The sequence below is a fragment of the Micromonospora sp. NBC_01739 genome (genome assembly GCF_035920385.1).
Taxonomy (GTDB): domain Bacteria; phylum Actinomycetota; class Actinomycetes; order Mycobacteriales; family Micromonosporaceae; genus Micromonospora.
The window spans coordinates 2161418-2185530 of the sequence record NZ_CP109151.1; the positions used below are offsets into that span (position 1 = coordinate 2161418).

The following is a 24113-nucleotide window of genomic DNA, read 5'->3' on the forward strand; positions in this document are numbered from 1 at the left end:
AGCCGCCGTTTCCCGTACAGCGAAGGAGCCTCTGGTGCCCTCATCCCCCCGGAGATCTCGTGGTCGACGCAACGCCGCGCTGGTGTTGTCCACCACCCTCGTCGTGTCCCTGACATCGGTTTCCACACCCGCCGCCGCGGCGCCGGAGGAAGGGACCGGAACCCCTAATCCGATCTTCCTCACCGGCCCGAACGAGGGTGCCCCGGAGGCCCTCGCCGTCAACTACCTGCGGGCCAACCCGGTCCAGCACGGGGTCGGCGCCGCCGACCTCAGCGACCTCGCGGTGGCCTCGATGTACACCAGCCGACACAACGGGGTCACCCATGTGAACCTGGCCCAGCGGCACCAGAACCTGGAGGTGTTCGGGGCCACCGCCACGGTGAACCTGGCCCGGGACGGCAGTGTCGTCTTCGTCGGTGACAGCCTGGTGGCCGACCTGGCCGAGAAGGCCTCCGGCGCGGCCTCGCTGGACGCGGTCGAGGCGGTCGAGGCCGCGGCCGAGGCCCTGGACCTGGCCGATCCCAAGAGCCCACGGGTGATGAGCCGGGCCGGTGGTGCGGCCCAGCGGACCGTGGTCTCCGGCAGCGGCATCTCCGAGCAGCCGATTCCGGCGAAGCTGGGTTGGCAGCCGACCGAGGAGGGGCTGCGGCTGGCCTGGCAGCTGGTCATCGACGACTCCTCGGACCCGCACCTGTGGAACGTGGCCGTCGACGCGCAGACCGGTGAGCTGCTGGACAGCGACGACTGGACCACCCACGACAGTCCTGAGGACCTGGCCGCCACCCTGGGTCGGCCGGAGCAGCAGGCGGCCACCGCCGCCGCGGACATCGAGATCCCGACCGTCCTCCCGCGCAACCAGGTCCTCGACGGGTCCAGCTACCGGGTCTTCGAGTTCCCGAAGAACGACGCCAACGAGGGGCCGCGCAACCTGGTGACCAACCCGGCCGAGGGGACCGCCTCGCCGTACGGTTGGCACGACACCGACGGGGTCCCGGGTCCGGAGTACACCATCACCCGGGGCAACAACGCCCACGCCTACACCGACCGGGACGCCAACAACCAGGTCGACCCGGGCAGCTCCCCGGACGGCGGACCGGGTCTGAACTTCGACTTTCCGGCCGACCTGGACGAGCACCCGCAGACCTACCGGGACGCCGCGGTGGTCAACCAGTTCTACTGGTGCAACGTCGTCCACGACCTCACCTACGGCTACGGATTCGACGAGCCGGCCGGCAACTTCCAGGTCAACAACTACGGCCGTGGCGGGGTCGGCGGCGACGACGTGATGTGCGAGGCGCACGACGGCTCCGGCCAGAACAACGCCAACTTCTCCACCCCGGCGATGGACGGCGGCCGGCCCCGGATGCAGATGTTCCTCTGGCCGGGCAACCAGTTCGGCCTGCCCAACGCGGTGACGGTCGGCTCGGGTGCCGGCGCCGCGACCTACCAGGCGGAGTACGCCCGGTTCACCCCCGCGCCCACCCGCGCCGGCTTCGCCGGTGCCATGGCGCTTGTCGACGACGGTGTCGGCAACACCGGTGACGGCTGCACCGCGTACAGCCTGCCGGCCGGGGCGATCGCCGTGCTCGACCGCAGCAGCAGCTGCAACTACCACACCCAGGTCAGCAACGCCGAGCAGGCCGGGGCGGCCGCCGTGGTGGTGGTCAACAACGTGGCCAGCGCCCCGGTGGTGATGAACGGGTCGATGAACCCGGCGGTCGGCATCCCCGCGGTGATGGTGAGCCAGGCCGACGGCAACGCCATCAAGGCCGCCCTGCCCTCCGCCGGTCGGGTGCACCGCAACCTGGACCGCCCGGCCATGCGGGACGCCTCCTTCCGCGCGGAGACCATCTTCCACGAGTACGGCCACGGGGTCTCGCTACGGCTCACCGGTGGCCCGACGGTCAACTGCCTGACCGGTAACGAGCAGATGGGCGAGGGCTGGAGCGACTTCCTGGCGATCGTCTCCCTGATCAACCCCTCCCTCGACAACCCCGAGGGCCCGCGTGGCTACGGGCAGTACGCCCTGTTCCAGGACAGCCGCACCGGTGACGGTTTCCGGCCCCGTCCGTACTCCCGCAACATGGAGATCCAGCCCTTCACCTACGACAGCATCAAGACCGGTGGCTGGCTCAACGGCACCTCCCTGGCTGCCCCGCACGGCATCGGTCACGGCTGGGCCGCCGTGCTCTGGGACATGACCTGGGACCTGATCGACCGGCACGGGTTCAACCCGAACGTCTACGACCCGTGGAACACCGGGGGCAACAACCTGGCCCTGCAGCTGGTGATGGACGGGTTGAAGATGCAGGGCTGCGGCCCCGGCTTCGTCACCGGCCGCAACGCCATCATCGCCGCGGACGCCGCCCTGACCGGCGGGGAGAACTCCTGCACCCTGTGGGCCTCCTTCGCCCGCCGTGGGCTGGGCTACAGCGCCGTGCAGGGCACCACCAACCGGGACGACAACAGCGAGGCGTTCGACACCCACCCGTCCTGCCGGGGTGACTTCATCAACCGTTCGGGGATGAACACCGTCAGCGCCGGATCGGCCGTGCCGATGCAGTTCCAGCTGGCCGGCAACCGGGGCCTGGACATCCTGGCCAGCAACTCTCCCTACTCGCGTCTGGTGGACTGCGACACCCTGCAGACCGTGCACCCGGACGGGTCGATCACCCCGCGACCGACCCCGGTCAAGGCGGTCAACCCGGGTAACTCGAAGATGTCCGCCAACGCCAACGGTCGCTACAACTACGTGTGGAAGACCGACCCCGCCTGGGCCGGCACCTGCCGGGAGTTCGTGCTGACCCTCGACAACGGATTCCAGTACCGCACCTACTTCAAGTTCGTCGGCTGACCGTTGGCCGAGAGCCGGGGAGCGTTCCGAGCCGCGGAACGCTCCCCGGTCGGCATCGGTCAGGCGTAGAAGCCGGTCCGTAGCTCGATGCCGTGCTCCAGCCACGCCTTGAGGCAGCAGAGCATGTTCGTCCACCCCTCACAGTTGCCGTACGAGGCACGCTGTCCCTGCGGGGTGGGTCGCCAGCCCTCCTCGGCGATGGTGACCAGGGTGCGGTCGGCGCCCAGCGGCTCGAACTCCATGGTGACGGTCGTCTGGTAGACCCCGGTCGACTCCTCGCCGTCGTCGGCCGCCCAGCGCAGCACGATCCGTCGGTCCTGCTGCACCTCGACCACCTCGACCGGGAAGGCGCCGGGGAAGTCGGCGAAGTCCCAGCTGACGGTGGCCCCGGTGGCCAGCCGTCCCTTGGCTCCCCCGGTGGTGAAGTAGTGGGAGAGCTGCTCCGGGTCGACGACGGCCTCGAAAACCTCATGCACCGGACGGCTGATCCGGCCGGCGATCTTGAACCGCAGGTCCATGCTGATCTCCTCACGCTGACATGTTGTATTTTTATAACATGTCAGACGGTCGCGCCGAGCCCGACAACCCGGACCAGGATCTGGACGAGGTGTTCAAGGCGCTCGCCTCACCGACCCGACGGCGCCTCCTCGACCTGCTCAAGGACCAGGCCCGCACCACCGGCGACCTGTGCGAACGGCTGGCCCCCCTGGACCGGACCACGGTGCTGCAACACCTGCGGGTGCTGGAGGCCGCCGGGCTGGTCATCGCCCAACGCAAGGGGCGCGAACGGTGGAACCACCTGGATCCTCTGCCGATCAAGCGCATCCACGACCGGTGGATCGGGGCGTACGCCAGTGCGGCGGTGGACCGGCTGGCCGCCCTCAGGTCCACCCTGGAGCGACCCACCTCGGGATGACGGTCAGCGCATGGCCCTTGACACTCTGACGTGTCTCCATAAAGATCATTGTCGTGCGAAGCGCCTACCTGACGAAGCGAGGTCACATCGACCTCCTGCGCGTCGCCAGCGCTGCCTGTCGACCCTGCCGCTGACGCCGGGTCATCCCCCCTTCCCGCCCGCAGCGGGCGACTTCCTGCCGTAGGTCTCCGGCCCTATCCGCACGCCCGTGTACGGCAATCGCTTCATCCGACAGGAGAGCTGTCCATCGTGCACACCATGTCCGTACGCCTGGCCACCGCCGGGCTCTCCCTAGCCCTGCTCGGCACGACAGCCTGGGCCGCGCCGGCCAACGCCTCGGCGTTGCCGGCCGTGCCACCGTCCTCACCGAGCATTCACCAGATCACCGGTTACCCCCGGCAGAACGTGCTCCCGGTCTGGCCGGCCAACCCCGCCGACGCCTCCATCCCGATCGGCGTCATCCCCTACCACGACATCGCCCCGAAGCTGAACGCGTTGCAGGCCGCCAGCAACCGGGTCTCCGCCCGGGTGGCCGGCACCTCCAGCGGCGGCCATGACCTGTACGCGGTCGTCGTCACCGCCCCGGAGACCCGGCAGCAGGCCCGCCAGCAGGAGGAGTGGAAGCGCCTCATCGAGGAGGACCCGGTCCGGGCCCGCACCGACCGCAAGCTGCTGGCCGGGTACAAGACCCCGCTGTTCATCAACGCCAACATCCACGGCAACGAGTGGGAGGGCACCGACGCGGCGCTGCGGGTCATCGAGGAGTACGCCACCAGCCGCGACCCCGAGGTGGTCCGGTTGCTGGAGCGCAACCGCCTGATCTTCAACGTGACCGCCAACCCGGACGGCCGGATCGCCGGCACCCGGCCCAACGGCAACGGGTACGACCTCAACCGGGATCTGACCATCGTCTCCCAGCCGGAGACGAACCTGATCCGCGAGCTGATCATCGACACCAAGCCGATCATCACCCTGGATCTGCACGGCTACGTCAACCCGACCCTGCTGCACCCGAGCACCCCGCCGCACAACGTCAACAACGAGTACGACCTGTTCATCAAGCACGCCCTGCCGAACGCCCTCGGCATCGAGGAGGACCTGCGAGCGCTCGGCCACCCCGAGACGCAGCGGGCCCGCATCCCGTTCCGGGACGACGCGCCGGGGGTCTGGGACGACTTCCCGCCGATCTACGTGCCGTCCTTCGCGTTGTTGCAGAGCAGCATCCCGTACACCATCGAGGCGCCGCTGAACCCGCGCGGGGCCAACCTGACCCCGCAGGAGCGGGTGCGGCGCTCCGGCATCAACACCGACGTGCACGAGGTGGCGATCAAGTCCTCGCTGCGCTACATCCAGGACCACCGCAACCAACTGATCTTCGACCAGGCGGAGGTCTACCGGCGCGGCTGGGCCGGTGAGCCGTTGCGGGACATCCCGGACGGCTTCGTGCCGGGCTGGGGCCCGGAGGACAACTACCAGACGGTCTTCCCCCGGGGGTACGTGATCCCGACCGGCGCCGGGCAGCGCTCCGAGCCGGCCGCCGCACGCCTGGTGGACCTGCTGATCGGCAGCGGTGGCCGGGTGTGGCGGGCCAAGCACCCCTTCCGGGCCGCCGGCAAGAGCTACCCGGCCGGCTCGTACGTCATCGACCTGCACCAACCCAAGCGGGGCCTGGTCAACTCCCTGCTGGAACCGGGCATCGATCTGACCGACCGGGTGGACGACCTCTACGCCGGTCCGGCGGCCTGGAGCCACGGGCTGACCTGGGGTGCCACCGTCGACACCCTGTGGGACGCCAAGCTGCCCAAGGTGCAGCTGACCCGGGTGTACGACGGGGTGGCCAGCGGCACCCTGCCGCCGGCCAACACCGACGTGCGGCTCGACATCCAGGACGCCGCCGACCTGCTGGTGGTCAACTCGCTGATCCGCAAGGGCCTGCGGGTGCACCGGCTGGCCGACGGGTCCGTGGTGGTGCAGACCAGCCCGGGCAGCCGCAGGCTGCTTCAGGAGGCGGTCCGCACCCACGGGGTCACCTTCGAGCGGGCTCCGGCCCGCTGGCGGGGCACCCCGGTCAAGGAGATCGTCGTCGGCTACCTGGGTGGCGTGGAGGCCCGCGACACCCTGGCCGCCCTGGGCTTCGCCACCCGGGCGGTCACCGCCGCGACCCTCGCCGACACCCTCACCGGGGAGGTCGACGTGCTGCTGGTGGCGAGCAACCTCAACGTGGCCGGCCTGACCCCGGTCAACCGGGCGGCGTTGGACGCCTTCCTGGCCCGCGGCGGCGGGGTGGTCGGCCTCGGTACCGCCGGGGCGAGCTTCGGCAACGCGACCGCGCTGCTCAGCGTCACCGCCACCGCCGGGCCGTCGCTGGCCAGCGGGGTGGTCAACGTGGTGAACCGGGGTGGCCCGGTCACCGCCGAGGCCAGCGCGTACAGCTTCATCAGTCAGCCGGTCTGGTTCACCAACCTGGGCCCGGGGGTCAGCGTGGAGCAGTCGTACGCGGCGGACCCCCTGCTGGCCGGCTGGTGGGCGAGGACCGGGGCCAACGGGCAGGCCGCCGCCGCTGACCAGGCCAGCATCGTGCGCAGCGTCAGCGCCGGCGGCAACGGGGTGGTGCTCTTCGGCACCAACCCGACCTTCCGGCTGCACCCTAAGGGGCTGCACCCGCAGCTGGGTCGGGCTCTGCTGTGGGCCGCCCAACCGTGAGTTGAGCGATCCGGGCCCCGGCGATCCCGCCGGGGCCCGGGTCGTAGCCCGGCCTGGGGACAAGGGCCGAACGGCCTGGTCAGCGGGGGTGCGGGGCGGAGACCATGAGGGCATGACGGGCCGCAGACCGGACGCCAGGTGTCCGCTTCGCCCCGATCAGCCGTGCACTTTGTGCCAGTTGGAGGTCACCGGCCCACAGGACTGCCCGCTGGTCTACCTGGTGGTGACCGACGAGGAGTTGTGGGCGGGCATCCGAGAGGCGGCCCGCATGCATCGGCCGAGCTGATCGGGGTCCCTGCCGTGCGGCGGTGACCGACCGACGGGCCCGACCGGTGGCCGGGCCCGTCGGGGTGGTGCGGGTCATTGCAGGGAGACGTCGTCCAGGTAGAAGCCCTCGGTGCCGGAGGCCGTCTCGACATAGAAGCGGGCCTGGGTCAGGGTGCCGCTCCACGACACGGTGGCCGTACCGGTGAGCTGGGTCCAGCCGTTGGCGTTGACTGTCGCCGCCGGGGTCAGCTGCACGTAGTTCGTGGTGCCGTTGGCGGTCAACGCCAGGGTGGGCCGGACCGAGGGGGTGCCGCTCTGCGAACGCACCCAGACGGTCGTGGTGTACGTCCGCCCGTTGGTCAGCGCCGAGGTCACCTCCTGGCTGGGGCCGTTCCAGGAGCCGGTGCGCCCGCTGTGCAGCAGGGACCGCGACCCACTCCGGACGACGTTGGTGGCCGACGACAGGGTGCCGCTGCCGAACACCGACCAGCCGGTCGTGCCGTTCTCCATGGTGCCGTTGGTCAGCAGGTTTCCACCGGTGGCCGAGCCGCCGGTGAACCGCCAGTTGTTGATGTTCAACAGGTAGCCGCTGCCGCCGGTGAACCGCAGGTACAGGTCACGGGTGCCGGTGGCACCGCTGACGGCGCACGAGGTGTTGGTCCAGGTCTGCCAGCCGCCGGTGCCGGGGACCGCGCAGGTGCCGACCAGGGGGCCGGTGGCGCTGTCCAGGCGCAGTTCGATGTTGCCGCCGCTGGACCCGGAGGCCACCCGGGCGGTGAAGGAGGAGGCCCCGGTGCCGAAGGCGACACCCCGGACCCGGATCCAGTCGCCGTTCTCGATCCAGCCGACGTTCACCCCGCCCTCGCTGGAGGCCTCGGTCTCGATGCCGTTGCCCCAGTTGATGGTCTCGGCCTCCTGGGTGACGTACGGGTTCAGGGTGCCGATCTGCGGCGCACCACCGGTGGTCATGTTCATCAGCGGGATCGACCCGTCGGCGTTGTAGGTGAAGCGTTCCACCGCCACCGAGCGGGTGTAGCCGCTGCCGCCGGGCAGGGCACCGTTGTGGTAGAAGAAGTACGAATTTCCGGCGTAGTCGATGATCCCCGGGTGGTTGGTGAAGCTGGCCCCCTGCCGGGGCATGACCGTCCCCCGGTAGGTCCAGGGTCCGGTGGGGCCGGGTGCGGTGGAGTAGGCGATGAACTCGCTGCAACACTCGGCCGCGAAGATGTTGTAGTAGACCCCGTTGCGCTTGTAGACCCAGGGACCCTCCTCGTACAGGGTGGGGCGGCTGGAGTTGCCGGTGCGGGTGCCGAACCCGGCCGTGGTCAGGGGGATCTGGGTCGGGCTGCCGGAGAAGGAGATCATGTCCTGGTTGAGCCGGACGTACCACAGGTTCGGGTTGCCCCAGTAGAGGTAGGCCTGCCCGTTGTCGTCGATGAAGGCGTGCGGGTCGATCTCCCCGTTGCCGGTGAGCGGACGGCCCAGGGCGTCCCGGAACGGCCCGGTGGGTGAGTTCGACACCCCCACCCCGATGACCATCTGCCCGTTCGACCGTTGCCGCACCGGCACGTACCAGTAGAACTGGCCGTTGCGTTCGATGACGTGCCCGGCCCAGGCGTTTGCGTCCGCCCAGGCGAAGGTGCTCAGGCTCATCGGCACCCCGTGGTCGGTCCAGTTCGACATGTCCGTGGTGGAGAAGACCCGCCACTCCCGCATGGTGAAGTAGGTCGAGGCGTCCTCGTCGCGGCCGGTGTAGACGTAGAGCCGACCGTTGTGCACCAGGGGTGCCGGGTCGGCGGTGTAGACGTGCTGGACGATGGGGTTGTCCGCCTTCGCCGGGGCGGCGAAGAAGGTCACGAGCATCAGGGGTACGGCCAGCCAGGCGAGCCGACGCCGACCTCTTGCGCCGGGCAGCAGCGAGGGTACGGGTTTCACCATGGGCTCCTGAGGGTGGTGGTGGGCTTCGGGTTCACCTGGCCGGTCCGGGACGGGACCGCGGTGGCCGGGAACCGCTAAGGCCATCGGGATTGGTAGATGTTAGCGCCAACATCAAGTGCTTCTCGGCTCCCACTAGCCGCTTGTGACGCTAACATGTGAGCGATCACACAACAAGAAGTTCATCGATTCCTGCAAGGCTGGCCCGCGGTCCCCGGTGGGTGGCGGGTGAGGGCGCCGGTCACCCGGGCGGATACGGTGGCAGGCATGGCGGCGGTACGGGTGTCGGTGTGGCCCATCTGACCTGGCACGGGCACAGCACGGTGTGGCTGGAGGATTCCGGCGTGCGGCTGCTCACCGACCCCCTGCTGCGGGACCGGCTGGCCCACCTGCGGCGCAGACGCGGCCCCACCCCCCGACTGTCCGGGACCCCGGACGCCGTACTCGTGTCGCACCTGCACGCCGACCACCTGGACTTCGCCTCGCTACGCCGGCTGCCCACCCGGACCCCGCTGGTGGTGCCGGCCGGCGCCGCACCCCTGGTCCGCCGCAGGCTGGGCCCGGCCGCGGGCGACTGCATCGAACTGGCCCCCGGCCGGCAGACCACCATCGGCCCGGTCACCGTCCACGCCGTACCGGCGGTCCACCCCGCCGGTCGGGGCCCCTGGTCCCGGCAGCAGGCACCCGCCATCGGCTACCTGGTCGAGGGCGGGACCCGCACCTGGTTCGCCGGGGACACCGGCCTGCACGACCAGATGGCCGACCTGGGGCCGGTCGACCTGGCGTTGATTCCGGTCGGCGGCTGGGGTCCCACCCTCGGGCCCGGCCACCTGGACCCGCAGGGCGCGGCCGAGGCGGTACGCCGGGCCGCCGCGGCCTGGGCGGTGCCCATCCACTACGGCACCTTCTGGCCCGTCGGGTGTGAACGGATCCGTCCGGACCGGTTCTTCGATCCCGGGGAGGACTTCGCCCGGCACACCTCGACCATCGCCCCCGGCACCCGGGTGCGGGTGCTGCACCCGGGTCAGTCCGTCACCGTGCCGCAGCGATGACCGCCACCCTCGGCGCGCTGGCCTGGCTGGCGGTGGTGGTGCTGTTCGGGGCCGTCGTCCCGGTGGTGCCGACCGGCGCGGCGGTCAGCGGTGCCGCCGCCCTGGCCGCGTACCAGGATCCGCTGATCGTGCTGCTCGTGGTGCTGGCCGGGGCGATCGGGGCCTACCTCGGTGACCTGGCGGTCTACCTGGCCCTGTGCTGGGGCGGGGAGCGCATCGCCCGGCGGCTGCGCTGGCTGCGCGGCCCGCAGCGACTGGACCGGGTCTCCGCCCGGGTACGCGAGGCCGGGGTATCACTGTTCCTGGTGTCCCGGCTGATCCCCGGCGGCCGGTTGCCGGTGCTGCTGGCCGCGGCGGTCTCCGGAGTGACCTGGCGTCGTTTCGCCGTGCTCAACCTGCCGGCCAGTCTGCTGTGGTCGGCCCTGTACGCCGCCATCGGGGTGCTGGGCCGGGCCGTCTTCCCGGAACCCTGGCAGAGCGTGATCGCCGCGATCGTGCTCGTGCTGCTGGTCAGCCAGGTACTGGGCTGGTGGGGACGGCGTCGGCCGATGCCGGTGCAGCCACCGGCGACGCCGTAGCCGGCACCCGCCTCGGCCGGTGCACCCGGTCGGCGGAACCCGGGGTGGCCAGTTCCTCCGACGGCTCGGCCGGGTCCGGAGCACGCAGGTCCAGGCGGTGCAGCCACCGCAGCAGTTGGTGGTGCACCGCCTCCGGCCCGGCCAGGTCACCCTCCTGCGGCCAGTCGGCGGGATGGATGAGCAGCGCCTCGTTCTGCCATCCGCCCAGCCCGCCATGGCTGCCGACCAGTTCCTCGAAGGCCGGCACCTCCTCCAGACCGGGCTCCACGGCGCTGATCACCACCAGGTCACCGACGTGCGCCATCCGCTGGTGGCGCAGCAGGTCCTGGCGGGCTCGCGGCCCGTACGGTGCCAGCGGGTCCTCCCCCTCGACCTGGCCGTCGCGCAGCCGGTGCACCCCCCGCGCCCCGATGGCCAACGGACCGGCGGCCGAGTCGACCACGACCAGCCCGATGCCGGGGTGTGCGGCCAGGCCGTCGATCAGCCCGGGGGCCAGGGTGTCGACCCGGTCGCGGGTCAGCCGCCCCGGATGACGGGCCAGGTAGATCATCGCCAGGTTGCCGGAGGCCACCACCACGGTCTCCGGCTCGGAATCCTCCACCGCCGGCACGGGTTCGGTGCGCCCTGCCGCCGGCACCGGCTCGGTGCGTTCGGCCGCCCGCATCGGCTCGGTGCGCCCTGCCGCCCGCATCGGCTCGGTGCGTTCGGCCGCCGACCAGACCGCCACCCGGGTCGCCGTGGCGGTCATCCCGCTGCGGCCGGTCACCTCGGTCAGCAGCCGGTCTACCCGCTCCCACGTCTCGGGGCGTCCCGCCTGCTCCTCGTCGGTGGGCTCCGGCAGGACCGCCTGGGTGGCGGTCAGTCGCCGGACCAACTGGGTCAGCGACTCGCCGTAGCGCTGGCGGAAGGTGGCACCCTGACTCTGCCCGTGGTCACTGAGCACCACGACGTGGTAGCGCCGGGACCCGTCGGCGGCCAGTCGTTGCAGGATGCCCAGGGTGTGATCCAGCGCCTCCAGGGCCGCCATCGCCTCCGGCCGGGCCGGCCCGGCATGGTGGGCCACCTCGTCGTAGTCGACGAAGTCGCAGAAGACCACGGGGGCACCGCGGGCCATCTGCTCGGCGATGAGCGCCACGTTGAGGTCGTTGAGCAGATTGGCCAGGGGCCGCAGGGCCAGATAGGCCCCCCGCCGGTCGGCCCTGGGCTGCACCCCCCGCACCCGCCGCCGTCGGGCCCCGTGCACATCCCGCAACACCTGACCGGCACCGAGCACCAAGGCCCGGGCGAAGCCGTACGGGCTGGTCATGAAGGCCGCATAGCCCGGGGTGGAGCGCCCCGGCAGCCCGGCGCGGCTGATGGTGAACAGGCTGGTGGGAGCGTCACCGGAGAAGGCGGTGCTGATGCTGACCCCGCCGTCGCGCAGCAGACCCCGACCGGTGGAGACCCGCCGCTCGACCTCGGCCGCGTCCCGGGGACGGCTGGTGACCACGAGCCGACCCGGTGCGCCGTCGGCGCCGGCCTTCTCGTACCAGCGGTAGGCCGGCACCTGGTTGACCTCGCCGTACAGCAGGCCGGCCTGGGCGGCCGGGGTGGTGGCCGGCAGCCCGGTGTGCCAGCGGGTCATCCGGTGACTGCCCGAACGCAGCCAGCGGCCGATGGTGGGCAGGTTGCCCGCGCGCACCGCCCACTGCACCACCGGGGTGGCCACCCCGTCGAGCTGGATGATCAACAACCCCTCGGCCGGTTCGGCCACCTCGGTGGTTCCGGTGGTCGCGACCGTACGCCGGCGCCACCGTCGCCAGTGCGGGCGGCCGTCCGCGCTTCGGCGGACCCGACCCATCAACCGCAGCATCTCACTGACGAACGAGTCGTCCGTGCCGGCGTCGGCCAGCCAGTTCACCAGCGCGGCGAGCGCCACCGCCAGCCAGGCGGCGGCGAAGGCCACCGGGAACCCGGCCACCTGGGCCTCCGGGGCCAGCCGCAGCGCCACGTACATCACGACGGCCTGCACCCCCACCCCGATGCCCAGGGCACCCAGTCCACCGAGGGCGGTGGCCAGCGCCAGCAGCAGGGGTCGTAGCACCGCGCCGACCGCGGTGACCAGACCGACCAGCCACAGCAGGCCCACCAGGCCGGTGGTGTTCACCCCGGGCAACAGCCAGAATGTCGCGCTGAGCACCACGAACGAGGTCGTCATGCTGCGCAGCAGCGCCCGCATCCGGGCGAGGGTCGGCCGGTGGTAGTCCCGCAGCAACCGCAGGCCGAGCCGAACGGTCTCGGGTCGGGCCTGTCCGGCTGCCACCTGCGGTTCCATTCCGTCACCATGCCACAGCCGAACCACCAAGATCCAAAATGCGGGTCCGGTGGGTGGCTGCCCGGACACCCCCGAGGCCAGGTTCAACGGCGCGGGCACCGCGACTGAGCGGGAGCAACGTCAGGGCGCAGGCGGCAGCCTCAACGGGGCAGGCGGTGGCCTGGTCTGGACGGAGGCGTGGGTCAGCCGGTGCGCTCCTCGATCTCGGCTAGGAGGGATTCCGGGGCGCGCATCCGCCAGGCGTCCGTGACCAGTTCGGCGAGGCGGTCGGCGTCCACCCGCGCCAGTCGCAGCATGACCAGGGGTAACCCCTCGTAGCCGCCGGTGGTGAAGAACTTGTCCGGTTCCCCCAGCAGCAGCGCCTGCTTCTCGGCCTCGTCGCCGACGTACAGCACGGCGATGTCGGTGCGGATGACGCGGGGCTTGCCGGGTCGACGCTCGGGATACGACCAGACGAAGCCCTTGTCGGCCACCCGGAAGTCGAAGCCCTTGCTCTCGATCTCCACCACCTGGGGCAACGCCAGCGCCAGTCGCCGTACGTCCTCGGCGTCAGCCATGGGGGCCGCCACCGGACACTGCCTGCTGCATACCGCCCAGGCTAGTGGGCGGGTCGGACATCCCGACGCCGGTCGCGGGCTGATCGACTCCGTTACGCCGAAACGGCGGTTTCCCGCCGCTGCCCACCCCGCCGTTTCGGCGTCATGGCGGCGGGCCTCACCGAGCCGACAGGGCCTTCTCCAGCTGGGCCTTCGACATCTGGGAGCGGCCTCGGATGCCGCGTTGGCGGGCCTCGTTGTAGAGCTGTTCCCTGGTGCGCCCCTGCGCCCCGCGGTGCGACCGCTTGCCGCCCCGGTGGCCGGAGGAGACGTCGTCGAGCGACGATCGGCTGACGGTACGCGACTCGCCGGCGCGGGCCCGTTCCTTGTTGACCGTACGCGCGGCGATCTCCTCGGCGCGGCGCTCCCCCACCCCGCGCTTCTTGGCGCTGGCCTTGATGTGTTCGTACTGCCGTTCCCGCTTGGGACTCGATCCTGCTGGCATCGCTTCCTCCCGCGACCTGGGACGTTGTCCTCTCGGGGCAGACATGCCCCGGCCCGGCGGGGCCAAACATATCGACAGTCGACGCCTCGACCGGGAGAGGGCCACACAAGCGTCAGCTGTGATTCGTAGGGAAACACCGGATTCGGCGCGGGCCTGCTCCGGCATAGCGTCACAAGATGCTGAGCAATCCGTTCGCCGGCCGGGTCGACGCGGCCGTCATCCGTCGTGGATCAGCCGGTGCACTGGCCCTGATCTGTGCCGTCGTGCTGACCGCCGGATGCAGCGGGGTCAAGCTGCCGGGTGGCGGCGGGGCGGCCGACGACCGGTACGGGTACGCCCCGAAGCCGGACGACTCCGTGGTCTACCAGCCGGACGTGGTGCTCGTCGAGGGCGGTGGCAAGGTCATCCGCTCGGTCAGCGACGACGGGTTCACCTATGTCATCGACGGGGACGCGCCGGGAGCGGAGGACCTGGAGCCCGGCAAGATCATGTTTGCCACCAGTCAGGCGGTCGGCCGGGTGGTACGGGTCCAGAAGTCCGGCGGGGACCGGGCGGTCACCCTGGCTCCGGTGCAGTTGACCGAGGTGATCCGGGACGCGGACCTCACCATCGACCAACCGCTGGATCTGACCACGCAGCAGTTCAGTGCGCTACCCGACCTGCTCGGTGAGGTGGTCGAGCAGGAGGCACCGGCCACCCCCGTGCTGCCCGACCCGGCGCAGGCCACCGGCCTGGGCGGCAACGCCATCGGCCTGGGCGGCAACGCCATCGGCCTGGGCGGGAACGCCATCGGCCTGGGCGGGAACGCCATCGGCCTGGGCGGGAACACCATCGGCCCAGGCGGGAGCGCACTCGGCTCAGGGAGCGGCGCTAGCGGCCTGGGCGCGGACCCCGCCGGACTGTCCGACCTGCACCTGGCCGTACCCCCGATCGTCCTCGGGCCGGCGCGGGCCCCGGGCGGGGCGGGTGCGGCCCACAGCATGGAACGGAAGATCGGCGGGTGGGGGGTCACCGCGTACGCGGGCCGGACCAAGGTGGGCCTGACCGCTCAGCACAGTACGGCGGCCTCCGGCCTCAAGGTCGACTTCGACATCCAGTTGCTGCTCGACAACCTGCGGCTGTCCGGCAAGGTGAAGGTGACCAACGGGGTGATCCCCCACCCCCGGTTCCGCATCGACGGGGTGCAGGGCCTGGCCATCACGATCGCGGCCGGGGCCCAGGGCGGGTTGAGCGACAACAAGAAGGCGCGGATCGAGCTGCCGATCGAGCTGAGCCAGCCGATCATCATCGGTGGCTTCCCGGCCACCCTCAAGCAGACCTTCAAGTTCCTGGTCCAGACGGCCTTCACCGCCAAGAACGGCAACATCTCGGGTACCGGCCGGTGGGGACTGACCGGCCCGATCGGGTACGAGGGGGGCTCGGTGCTGACCCCGACCTTCTCCGTGCAGGAGAGCATCATGCAGTCCCTGCGCGGGGTGTCGGTGGGTGTCGAGGCGATCGTGGTGGCCGCGGAGTTCCGCTTCGGTCTGATGCTCGGCCTGCCGGTGGCCGGCGCGGGCCCCTTCGTCGGCGTGGTGGCCTCCCTGGGGTTGACCAACGGTTCGGCGGCCGGGCGGGTGGGTCTGCCCCTGGCCGGGCCGGCGGTGAAGTGTCGGGGTACCACCCTGGTGGTGACCGCCCGGGCCGGTGAGGGCCTGAACGTCTCCCAACCCCTGGCCAAGGCGATCGAGATCGTGCTGGGGGTGCCGATCCCGAAGGAGGCGACCCTGATCAGCAAGGACATCATCAACCGCACAGTCGTGGAGCCGGACGTACCCCTGTGTCGGGACTGACCCGGACCACCAAGGGCTCCGGCCCGGCGGGGAGACCGCCGGGCCGGAGCTTGTGGTGCTGTTGACAGGTACCGGGTCAGCGCTTGTGCACGCCGCCGGTGACCTTGCTCTTGTGGACGTGGCAGTGCTTGTGGTCCATGTCCTCGGTCTTGACCTTGCCCTTGACGGTGCTCTCCACGATCGACACCACCGAGGCCTTCTTCGCGTCGATGGAACCGTTCACCGTCGAGTTGAAGATGATCAGGCCAGCGCCTTCCTTGACCTTGATCGAGCCGTTCACGCTCGCCCCGTCCATGCAGGTGATGCCGGACTTGACCTCCAGCTTGCCCTTCTTCTGCTTACCGGTCAGCACCTTGGTGCAGGCCGGGTAGCTGGGCTGGGTCTGGACGTTGAGCTCCTCGAAGGCGATCGCCCGCGCGTTGTTGGTACGCGGGTCGTCCAACTTGAGGACGTCGAAGCCCTTCTGGATGTCGTTCGAGTAGATGTAGCCGTTGTGCCAGTACGCCGACCAGGAGCCACCCAGGATGCGAGTGGTGTCCGACAGCGGGCCCCGCTCCCAGTAGGCGAGCTCGACCGGGTTGGCGGAGTCGGTGAAGTCGATCACCGAGATGCCGCCCTGGTACCAGGCCTGGACCATGACGTCGCGGCCCATCACCGGGATCAGCGAGCCGTTGTGGGCCACGCAGTTCTCGGTGTTGCTGTTCTCCCGCGGGATCTTGAAGTAGCTCGCGAAGACCAGGCGACGGTCGGCGCCGGAGCCGACGATGTCGTAGAACGCGTTCGCGCCCTGGTTGGTCCGGTAGGCCGAGGTGCAGATCGCGCCGCTGCCGCCGCCGAGCTCGTCGGTGAACATCACCTTGGTGCCGGCGTTGTTGAAGGTGGCCGAGTGCCAGAACGCGAAGTTCGTGTCCTGGACCTGGCTCAGCACCACCGGGTTCTCCCGGTCGGAGATGTCCATCAGCACACCGTCACCCATGCAGGCGCCGGCCGCGAGGTCCAGCTCCGGGTAGGCGGTGATGTCGTGGCAACCGCTGGTGCGGGCGCCGCCGCCGTCCGGGAAGAGCACCGGAGTGGACACCACGGAGGCGCTGGTCGGGTTCGCCAGCGGAACCTTGATGATCGAGATCTTGTCGTGCGGCGTCTTGCAGTACGCCGCCGTCGCCGACGGGCTGTACGACTGGACGTAGACGTAGAGGTCCGTCGCCTTGACCGTCTTGGCCTTCTTGCCCTTGCCGACGACCTTGTCCTTGCCGGGGACCAGCGTCAGCGTGTGCGAACCGCAGTCGGTGCGGACCGACTTGATGTACCGCGGGTTCGCCTTGTCGCTGACGTCGAAGATCCGCACACCTTCCCAGTGGTCCGGGTTGGCCACCGAGCCGGCACCGCTGTTGCACGAGTCGTCGCTGCGGGCCGAGTCGACCGCGAAGAACAGCAGGTTACCGAAGACCGACGGGTCACCCTGGCCGCCGGGGCAGATGACCTGGCTGACCACCTGCGGCGAAGCCGGGTTGCTGACGTCGTAGACGTTGAACCCGTTGTAGTTGCCGGCGAACACGTGGTCGCCCTGGAAGGCCAGGTCGCTGTTGTACGAGGACTCGGCGGCGAGGCCGCCGAACTTCGGCACGTTGGCGATCTGGGTGAGGTTGGCGCTGCTGACGATCTCGTCAACGCCCGGGATCACGTTCGCGGCGGCGCTTGCCGGCGCCGCCGCGACCGTGCTGAGGAGGAGGGCGCCAGTGGCGGCGAGGCCGAGGACGGCCCTCCGCTTCCCTCGCGCAGTCGGTTGTGACATGTAGTTACACCCTTCGTCGTGGGTGAAATTGGGGGTAGCGGGACGATAACCTGCGGCACCGAGAATTTTTGTGATTTGGGCCACAGTAGACCGGACACCATGATCACGATTAGGCAACACCGGGAGCACGAACAACCGCAGGAACGACTAATGACGCCTTTTTCTCGCCACCAACCCCTGCTGTCATATCCGCAGGTCGCGTTACGATCCCGGCCAGGCTAGGTCCACCGCGGGAGGCAAGTCGTGCAAGGCGTACGGATAGGCAAGGTTCTCCGCCAGTCGCGGGCGGTCGTCCTCATCGAACTGGCGGTACTGGCGGTGGCCGTCGTCGGGGCGGCGGTGCTGTTCCTGCTGCCGGACGACAGGTCGGAGCCGGCGGCGACCGCCAGCCCCTCGCAGTCGACCGAGTCCCCCGGCCTGCCGGACTCCACCGCACCGGTGTTGATGCCCGGCCGTCCCGGTGAGGCGGCCCGGACGGCGCCGGCGAACGAGGTGTCGGCCCTGCCCCGGGACCCGCACAACAACGCCGACGTCCGATTCATGACGATGATGATCCCGCACCACGAGCAGGCCCTGGTGATGGCCCGACTGGTCGCCGAACGGGCCGAGAACGAGAAGCTCGAGCGCATGGCGGAACGGATGCTGGCGGCCCAGGAACCCGAGATCAAGTACATGGAGACCTGGCTGGCCGAACGCGGTCTGAACCGCAACTCCGGCGGCGACCACCGCCACACCATGTCCGGCATGCAGACGGCGGAGGCGCTGAACCGTCTGACCGCCGCTCGCGGGGCGGAGTTCGACCGGATGTTCGTGACCATGATGACCGAGCATCACGAGGGCGCGATCAAGATGGCCGAGGAGGTGCTCGTGCTCGGCTCCGATCGCCTCGTCAACGAGCTGGCCAGCAGCGTGATCGTGGAGCAGAACGTCGAGATCAACCGGATGCGCGAGGCACTGGCGGGCAGCTGACCCTCCGTGCCGCACCGGTCGCGCTCGTCGGGATCGGTGAAGGTGTCGGGGGTGGCCGATAGCGTGCGGCTGACACCGACGAGAGGGGCCTGTGATGGCCGAGCCCACCCTGTCCGCCGAGCGCGCCGACCTGCTGGAGACCCTGCAACTGCACCGGTTCTTCCTGCGGAACACCACGCGTGACCTGACCGACGAGCAGATCGGCCTGCGCAGCACCGTCAGCGAGTTGTGCCTGGGCGGGCTGATCAAGCATGTCGCCGGCACCGAGCGGAACTGGGTGAACTTCATCCAGGCCGGGCCGACCGCGTTGCCTGACGCCGGTGACCCGGCCAGTCTCGAGCAGTACGCGAAGATGTTCCAGATGTCGCCGGGCGAGACCCTGGCCGGCGTGCTCGCGACCTACGACGAGGCCGCCAAGCAGACCGACGACCTGATCCGCACCCTGCCGGATCTGGATTTCAGCCAGCCGCTGCCCGATGCGCCGTGGTTCACCCCCGGGGCCCGCTGGTCCGCCCGTCGGGTGCTGCTGCACCTCATCGCCGAGACCGCCCAGCACGCCGGTCACGCCGACATCATCCGCGAGGCCATCGACGGCGCCAAGACCATGGGCTGATCCTCTGCCAGCGCGACGACTGTCGGATTCCGATCAGGACACCGGTTGAGCGATGACAGGTCCGGCGGATCATCGCCTGGCATACTCGGCCGGGCCAGGTCGGGCCGAAGATGGTGGTGGGGTGCAGTTCCGGGTGCTGGGGCCGCCGGAGGTGGTCCGGGACGGGCAGGTGGTGCCGCTCGGTGGGCCGAAACAGCGGGCGTTGCTGGTGCTGCTGCTGCTTCGGCCGAACCGGTTCGTCGCCACCGACTGGCTGGTCGACGCCCTGTGGGACGGCCGGCCCCCGCCCAGTGCCGAGATCACCCTACGCACCCACGTAGCCGGACTGCGGCGGGCGGTGGAGCCGCACCGCTCCCCCGGCGAGGCGGCCCGGGTCCTGTGTAGCCAGCCGAAGGGCTACCAGCTGCGGGTGGACCCGGACGACATCGACGCCGTCCGGTTCCGACGACTGGTGGACCGGGCGGCCGACCGGCTGAGCGCCGGGGCACCCGCGGTCGCCGAACGCGACTACCTCGACGCCCTGCGGCTGTGGCGGGGCGAGCCGATGACCGGGGCCGCCGAGTTGACCGTGGTGCGTCCCGAGGCGGCGCGGCTGACCGAGCTGCGGCTCATCGCCGAGGAGGGCCGGTTCACCGCGGCCGTCGCCGCCGGTCGGCACGGCGCCGTCCTCGCCGAGCTGCGCCAGTTCGTGGCCGACCACCCGGTACGCGAAGCCGCCCGCGCCCAGTTGATGCTGGCGCTGTACCGGGCCGGGCGGCAGACCGAGGCGCTGGCCGCCTACGACGAGGGGCGTCGGATCCTGGCCGAGGAGTACGGCATCGATCCGGGGGTGCAGCTACGTGAGCTGCACGCCGCGATCCTGGACCAGGCGGTCGAGCCGGCCGCCGGCCGACCGGTCCTCCCCCGCACCGGCACCGGCACCGGCACCGGCACCGGCGATCAGACTGCCGCGCTGTCCGCCTCGGACACCCCCGACGCCCACCACCTGCCGAGGACCTCCGGCGCACACCACCTGCCGGAGACCCCCGGGGCCCACCTCGCGCCCAGGACCCCCGACACCCACCTCGGGCCGAGGGCCCCCGGTGACCCTGCGGGGCCGCTGGTGGGTCGGAGCGCGGAGCTGACCCGGTTGGTGGCGGCGCTGACCGCGGCTACCCGCGAGCATGGCCGCACCGCCGTGCTGGTCGGCGAGCCGGGCATCGGCAAGACCAGCCTGGCCACCAGGGTCACCGCCCTGGCCCAGGCCGAGGGGGTGGCGGTGGTGTGGGGGCGCTGTCCCGATCTCGGGCAGGCGCCGCCGTTCTGGCTGTGGCGGCAGGTGGTGCGGGCCCTGGTGGCCATGCCGCAGGTCGGGACCAGCGGATCGGTACCCGGCCTGGAGGGGTTCGCCGTCGGGCCGGCCCACGATCCGACCCGCCAGGTGTCCCCCGATCCGGCGGCCCGGTTCCAGGCGTACGAGGCGGTGGCGGAACTGGTCCGCGCGGCGGCCGAGCCGGCCGGGCTGCTCGTGGTGCTGGACGACCTGCACGCCGCCGACCCGGATTCCCTGCTGCTGCTGCGGTTCCTCGTCCCGGCCCTGGCCGGTGCCCGCGCGCTGGTCCTGGCCACCCTGCGGCCGTACGACCATGACCCGGCGCTGGTGGCCACGGTGGCGGAACTGGCCTGCGGACCGGGATTCGACCAACTGCGGCTGACCGGGCTGGCGGCGGAGGCGGTGGCCGACCTGGTGCGGCAGCGCACCGGGGCCGCACCGGCCGAGCCTGTGCTGGCGCGGCTGGTCAACCGGACCGGCGGCAACCCCTTCTTCATCACCGAACTGCTGCGGGCCGACCCGGCCGGCACGGACCTGCCACCGAGCATCCGGGACACCGTCCGGCTGCGCCTGGGCCGGCTGCCCGCCCCGGCCCGCGACTGCCTGGCCCTGCTGGGGGTGGCCGGGCGCGATCTGGATGCCACCACGATGGCCGAGGTCCTCGGGAGGCCGGCCGAGGAGATCACCGAGGCGCTGAGCGCGGCCTACACCGCCGAGTTGGTGACCGAGGCCGAGCCCGGCGCGGTGTGGTTCCGGCACCCCCTGTTCGCCGAGGTCGCCTACGGGCAGTTGCCCCCGCCCCGGCGGGCCACCCTGCACGCCCGGTTGGCGCAGGCGTACGAGCGCTGCGGGGTCGTCGGCCCGGCCGAGCTGGCACACCACTACGGGCGGGCGGTCGGTCTCGGTCACGAGGAGGAGCATCTGCGGTGGACCCTGGCCGCGGCCGACGACGCCACCCGCCGGTTCGCCTACGAGGACGCCCTGGGTCATCTGGACCGGGCGGCGCAGCGGCTGGCCCGGGTCGCCGCCTCCCCGGCGGCGGCCCGCACCGAACTCGAGGTGCAACTGCACCGGGCCGCCCTGCTCCAGATGACGGTGGGTGTGGGTGCCGACGCCGTCGACCAGGTCTGTGCCCGGGCTCGTGACCTGCTGGCCCTGGTCGACCCGCAGACCGATGTGCGGCCGGCCCTGTGGGCGCTGGGTGAGCTGGCCGCCAACCAGGCCGACTACGCCGGTGCCGCCGAGCTGGCCGAGCGGCTGGCCGAGGGCGACGGTACGGAGCTGACGGTCGCGGCCGGTGAGTACCTGCTCGGTGTGGTCGGCTACTTCACCGGGCGGCTGGAGGTGGCCGAGGATCGGCTCACCGCCGCTATCGACCGGCTTCGGGGGGTCGACACCCGGCAGCTCGGCCGGCAGGTGGGTCGGCTGCCGGTGCTGGCCGCCCACAACTTCCGGGCCCTGGTCCGGTCCCTGCGCGGTGACCCGGTGGCCGCCCGCCGGGACATCCGCGACGCCGAGCTGCTAGCCGAGCAGACGGACGACCTGTACGGCCGGGCCAACGCCGCCTTGTTCGCCGCCTGGATGGGGCTTCAGGAGCGGGAGGTGCCGACCGTGCGGGCCGCCGCCGACCGATGCCGGGAGATCGGCGCGGCCCACGGTATGCCGCACTTCGTGGCCACCGGTGAGTTCTTCCTGGAGTGGGCCGCCGCCCGCGACGGCGCCCCCGAGCGGCTGGCCGCGATGCGGGCCGCCGCGGAGGGCATCTACCGTCCCGGGCTGCGCGCCACCCGCACGGTCACCTACGGCGGGATGGCGGAGGCGTACCTGGCCGCCGGTGACCGCGACACCGCGGCGGAGCTGGCGCGGGAGGGCCTGACCGTGGCCGACCGGCTCGGTGAGACCGTGTTCGCCGCCGAACTGCACCGGGTACGCGGTCTGGCCCGCGAGGATCCGGCCGCGCTGGCCACCGGCGCCCGGCTCGCCGCAGAGCAGGGCGCCGGCCTGCTGCTCGCCCGCTTCCCACCGCCGCTCAACGGTTTCTCCACGGCCGGTCCCTGACCACCTCCACATCATCTCCACGGGCCTTCCACCCCCGGTTGCTGTGCTGACCCGGTCAGATCCACGCCCGGAGCGTCGGGCGGTCCCGTGGGAGGAACAGTCATGAAGCCCGCTCAGCCAGCAGCCGCAGAGGTCGACGTCGTGGTGGTCGGATGCGGCCCGGTCGGGGCGTTGACCGCCAACCTGCTCGGTCTGCGCGGGGTCAGCACCCTGGTGGTGGAGCGCAGCACGACACCGCACGGTCAGCCCCGGGCCTTCTCCTGCGACGACGAGGCGCTGCGGATCTACCAGCAGGTCGGCCTGCTGGACTCCATCGGTGCCGACCTGCACCAGCCGACCCGGGCCGACTATCTCAACGCCGCCGGCCGTACCTTCGCCACCATCGACTTCTCCCAGGTCGACTTCGGCTTCGGCCACGCCCCGCTGAACTTCTTCGACCAGCCTCGGCTGGAGGGGGTACTGCGTGCCGGGCTGGACCGCTACGACCAGGTGGAACTGCGGCTGGGCACCGAACTGGTCAGCCTGTACCAGGACGACCAGCGGGTGCACCTGGTGCTGCGCGACCTGCACACCGACCAGTCGTACCCGGTGCGGGCCCGGTACGTGCTGGGCTGCGACGGTGCCCGCAGCACCACCCGGGCGGCCGTGCACATCCCCCTGGCCGGGGCCAGTTACGCCGAACCGTGGCTGGCCGTCTCCGGTGAGGTGCCGCCGGAGGGGATCCGCCGGGCGCACACCACCTTCGTCTGCGACTGGCGGCGCCCGGCCTTCGTCTCCCCCGGTGCCCGGGGTAGCTACCGGGCCGAGTTCATGCTCCGGCCGGGCGAGACCGAGGCCGAGATGACCCGACCGGATCGGATCGCCGCCCTGATCGAGCCGTATGTCGATCCGGCCCGGTTCACCGTCACCCGGGCGGTGATCTACACCTTCCACCAGCTCATCGCCCGGCGGTGGCGGGAGCGTCGGGTGTTCCTGCTGGGCGACGCCGCTCATCAGATGCCCCCCTTCCTCGGTCAGGGGCTGTGCAGCGGGCTGCGTGACGCGGCGAACCTGACCTGGAAACTCGCCCTGGTGCTGGACGGGGAGGCGGACCCGGCCCTGTTGGACAGCTACGAGACCGAGCGGCGTCCACACACCGCCGCGATGGCCGCCACCAGTGTCCGGCTGGGGCGGGTGTTCCTGGCCCGCGACCGTCGCGCGGCCTGGCTGCGGGACACCGCGCTACGGGCCGCGCAGACCCTGCCCCGGGTCCGCCGGTTCGTGCGACGTTTCGAGTTCAAGCCCCTTCCGGCGTACGACCAGGGGTTGTTCGCCGGTGGGCGGCGTTACGGGGCGGTGGGCACGATGTTCCCGCAGCCGCGGGTGGCCCTGCTCGGGTCGGGGGTCCCGGTCCTGCTGGACGAGGTGCTGGGTGCCGGTTTCGCGGTGCTGGGCACCTCTGTACCGGCCGGCGGACCGGCTCGTCCGCCGGTCCGCGCGATCGTGGTGCACCCCGGCGACGCCGCCGGCCCGGCGTCACCCGGGGCCGAGCCCGCCGATGAGCGGGTACATGTCATCGACCTCGACAACGTGATCATCCCCTGGCTACGGCGGCACCGCTGCGAGGCGGTGCTGCTGCGACCGGACCGTTTCGTCTTCGCCCTCGGCTCCACCGTGGAGGTGCTGGGCGCCCTGGCGGGGACCCTGCGAGGGTCCAGGTCGGTGGGTCAGGCGGCGGCCGCCTGACCCCCCAGGGTGGACCGAACAGACGGCATCGGCCTCCCATTCAGACTTTCGCACGTCAGGGGAGTGAGTGGGGGTGCCGCCGGCCCGGTGACCAGGTCTAGCATGTGGATCATCAACCCCCAACCCCCTTGTTGACTTCGGCCAACAGCCGA

The 24113-nt window shown here is 71.2% G+C and carries 17 protein-coding genes and 1 pseudogene; 12 read left to right on the forward strand and 6 right to left on the reverse strand.

The window, feature by feature from the left end; translation table 11 throughout:
* Window positions 1-34: 34 nt before the first annotated feature.
* Window positions 35-2854, forward strand: a complete 2820-nt coding sequence (locus tag OIE53_RS09645) for a M36 family metallopeptidase (RefSeq protein WP_327026254.1) — start codon at window positions 35-37, stop codon at window positions 2852-2854.
* A gap of 59 nt (window positions 2855-2913) precedes the next feature.
* On the opposite strand, the gene OIE53_RS09650 is transcribed toward OIE53_RS09645, so the two are convergent.
* Window positions 2914-3372: an SRPBCC family protein gene (locus OIE53_RS09650; protein ID WP_327026255.1), complete on the reverse strand. Its 459-nt coding sequence runs from the start codon at window positions 3370-3372 to the stop codon at window positions 2914-2916.
* A gap of 38 nt (window positions 3373-3410) precedes the next feature.
* Between OIE53_RS09650 and OIE53_RS09655 the strand changes: the two genes are divergently transcribed.
* The 4 genes from OIE53_RS09655 to OIE53_RS09665 all read left to right on the forward strand — a co-directional run bounded on the left by OIE53_RS09655 (window position 3411) and on the right by OIE53_RS09665 (window position 6759).
* The gene (locus tag OIE53_RS09655) at window positions 3411-3770 is read left to right on the forward strand and encodes an ArsR/SmtB family transcription factor (protein WP_327026256.1); all 360 of its coding nucleotides are present in this window, start codon (window positions 3411-3413) and stop codon (window positions 3768-3770) included.
* A gap of 53 nt (window positions 3771-3823) precedes the next feature.
* Entirely contained in the window at window positions 3824-3904 is an 81-nt protein-coding gene (locus OIE53_RS28435) for a putative leader peptide (protein WP_350697899.1), read from the forward strand.
* A 124-nt stretch (window positions 3905-4028) separates the two neighbouring features.
* The gene (locus OIE53_RS09660) at window positions 4029-6473 is read left to right on the forward strand and encodes a M14 family zinc carboxypeptidase (protein WP_327026257.1); all 2445 of its coding nucleotides are present in this window, start codon (window positions 4029-4031) and stop codon (window positions 6471-6473) included.
* Between the two features lie 112 nt (window positions 6474-6585).
* On the forward strand, window positions 6586-6759 hold the full coding sequence (locus OIE53_RS09665) for a DUF6767 domain-containing protein (RefSeq protein ID WP_327026258.1): 174 nt from the start codon (window positions 6586-6588) through the stop codon (window positions 6757-6759).
* 74 nt (window positions 6760-6833) lie between these two features.
* On the opposite strand, the gene OIE53_RS09670 is transcribed toward OIE53_RS09665, so the two are convergent.
* Window positions 6834-8603 carry a family 43 glycosylhydrolase gene (locus OIE53_RS09670; protein WP_327027137.1) on the reverse strand — a complete coding sequence of 590 codons (1770 nt, stop codon included), beginning with the start codon at window positions 8601-8603 and terminating at the stop codon, window positions 6834-6836.
* A 362-nt stretch (window positions 8604-8965) separates the two neighbouring features.
* Between OIE53_RS09670 and OIE53_RS09675 the strand changes: the two genes are divergently transcribed.
* Complete coding sequence (locus OIE53_RS09675) at window positions 8966-9727, forward strand: MBL fold metallo-hydrolase (RefSeq protein ID WP_327026259.1); 762 nt, start codon at window positions 8966-8968, stop codon at window positions 9725-9727.
* Window positions 9724-10305 (forward strand): DedA family protein, encoded by a 582-nt coding sequence (locus OIE53_RS09680; RefSeq protein WP_327026260.1) that lies wholly within the window; start codon window positions 9724-9726, stop codon window positions 10303-10305. The genes OIE53_RS09675 and OIE53_RS09680 overlap by 4 nt, the downstream gene beginning before the upstream one ends.
* On the opposite strand, the gene OIE53_RS09685 is transcribed toward OIE53_RS09680, so the two are convergent.
* The 3 genes from OIE53_RS09685 to OIE53_RS09695 form a co-directional block, all read right to left on the reverse strand.
* Window positions 10238-12619: an alkaline phosphatase family protein gene (locus OIE53_RS09685; protein WP_327026261.1), complete on the reverse strand. Its 2382-nt coding sequence runs from the start codon at window positions 12617-12619 to the stop codon at window positions 10238-10240. The genes OIE53_RS09680 and OIE53_RS09685 overlap by 68 nt on opposite strands.
* Window positions 12620-12801: 182 nt before the next feature.
* Window positions 12802-13176 (reverse strand): MmcQ/YjbR family DNA-binding protein, encoded by a 375-nt coding sequence (locus OIE53_RS09690; RefSeq protein ID WP_327026262.1) that lies wholly within the window; start codon window positions 13174-13176, stop codon window positions 12802-12804.
* Window positions 13177-13333: 157 nt separating this feature from the next.
* The gene (locus OIE53_RS09695) at window positions 13334-13660 is read right to left on the reverse strand and encodes a plasmid stabilization protein (RefSeq protein WP_327026263.1); all 327 of its coding nucleotides are present in this window, start codon (window positions 13658-13660) and stop codon (window positions 13334-13336) included.
* A gap of 176 nt (window positions 13661-13836) precedes the next feature.
* Between OIE53_RS09695 and OIE53_RS09700 the strand changes: the two genes are divergently transcribed.
* Window positions 13837-15492, forward strand: a complete 1656-nt coding sequence (locus OIE53_RS09700) for a hypothetical protein (RefSeq protein ID WP_327026264.1) — start codon at window positions 13837-13839, stop codon at window positions 15490-15492.
* 376 nt (window positions 15493-15868) lie between these two features.
* On the opposite strand, the pseudogene OIE53_RS09705 reads toward OIE53_RS09700, so the two are convergent.
* Window positions 15869-17284: pseudogene (locus tag OIE53_RS09705) on the reverse strand (LVIVD repeat-containing protein); the annotation flags it as partial.
* Window positions 17285-17527: 243 nt separating this feature from the next.
* On the opposite strand from OIE53_RS09705, the gene OIE53_RS09710 reads away from it, so the two are divergent.
* The 4 genes from OIE53_RS09710 (at window position 17528) to OIE53_RS09725 (ending at window position 23961) form a co-directional block, all read left to right on the forward strand.
* A complete protein-coding gene (locus OIE53_RS09710; protein ID WP_327026265.1) occupies window positions 17528-18253 on the forward strand; it encodes a DUF305 domain-containing protein in 726 nt (241 codons plus the stop codon).
* A gap of 94 nt (window positions 18254-18347) precedes the next feature.
* Window positions 18348-18866: a DinB family protein gene (locus OIE53_RS09715; RefSeq protein WP_327026266.1), complete on the forward strand. Its 519-nt coding sequence runs from the start codon at window positions 18348-18350 to the stop codon at window positions 18864-18866.
* A gap of 121 nt (window positions 18867-18987) precedes the next feature.
* A complete protein-coding gene (locus tag OIE53_RS09720) occupies window positions 18988-22236 on the forward strand; it encodes a BTAD domain-containing putative transcriptional regulator (protein ID WP_327026267.1) in 3249 nt (1082 codons plus the stop codon).
* 102 nt (window positions 22237-22338) lie between these two features.
* A complete protein-coding gene (locus OIE53_RS09725) occupies window positions 22339-23961 on the forward strand; it encodes a bifunctional 3-(3-hydroxy-phenyl)propionate/3-hydroxycinnamic acid hydroxylase (RefSeq protein ID WP_327026268.1) in 1623 nt (540 codons plus the stop codon).
* Window positions 23962-24113: the final 152 nt, after the last annotated feature.

Coding starts and splice junctions, on each gene's coding strand:
- OIE53_RS09725 (WP_327026268.1), top strand. CDS start 22,339: ATGAAGCCCGCTCAGCCAGCAGCCGCAGAGGTCGACGTCGTGGTGGTC.
- OIE53_RS09660 (WP_327026257.1), top strand. CDS start 4,029: ATGTCCGTACGCCTGGCCACCGCCGGGCTCTCCCTAGCCCTGCTCGGC.
- OIE53_RS09685 (WP_327026261.1), bottom strand. CDS start 12,619: ATGGAACCGCAGGTGGCAGCCGGACAGGCCCGACCCGAGACCGTTCGG.
- OIE53_RS09690 (WP_327026262.1), bottom strand. CDS start 13,176: ATGGCTGACGCCGAGGACGTACGGCGACTGGCGCTGGCGTTGCCCCAG.
- OIE53_RS09700 (WP_327026264.1), top strand. CDS start 13,837: ATGCTGAGCAATCCGTTCGCCGGCCGGGTCGACGCGGCCGTCATCCGT.
- OIE53_RS09655 (WP_327026256.1), top strand. CDS start 3,411: ATGTCAGACGGTCGCGCCGAGCCCGACAACCCGGACCAGGATCTGGAC.
- OIE53_RS09715 (WP_327026266.1), top strand. CDS start 18,348: ATGGCCGAGCCCACCCTGTCCGCCGAGCGCGCCGACCTGCTGGAGACC.
- OIE53_RS09695 (WP_327026263.1), bottom strand. CDS start 13,660: ATGCCAGCAGGATCGAGTCCCAAGCGGGAACGGCAGTACGAACACATC.
- OIE53_RS09670 (WP_327027137.1), bottom strand. CDS start 8,603: ATGCTCGTGACCTTCTTCGCCGCCCCGGCGAAGGCGGACAACCCCATC.
- OIE53_RS09650 (WP_327026255.1), bottom strand. CDS start 3,372: ATGGACCTGCGGTTCAAGATCGCCGGCCGGATCAGCCGTCCGGTGCAT.
- OIE53_RS09665 (WP_327026258.1), top strand. CDS start 6,586: ATGACGGGCCGCAGACCGGACGCCAGGTGTCCGCTTCGCCCCGATCAG.
- OIE53_RS09680 (WP_327026260.1), top strand. CDS start 9,724: ATGACCGCCACCCTCGGCGCGCTGGCCTGGCTGGCGGTGGTGGTGCTG.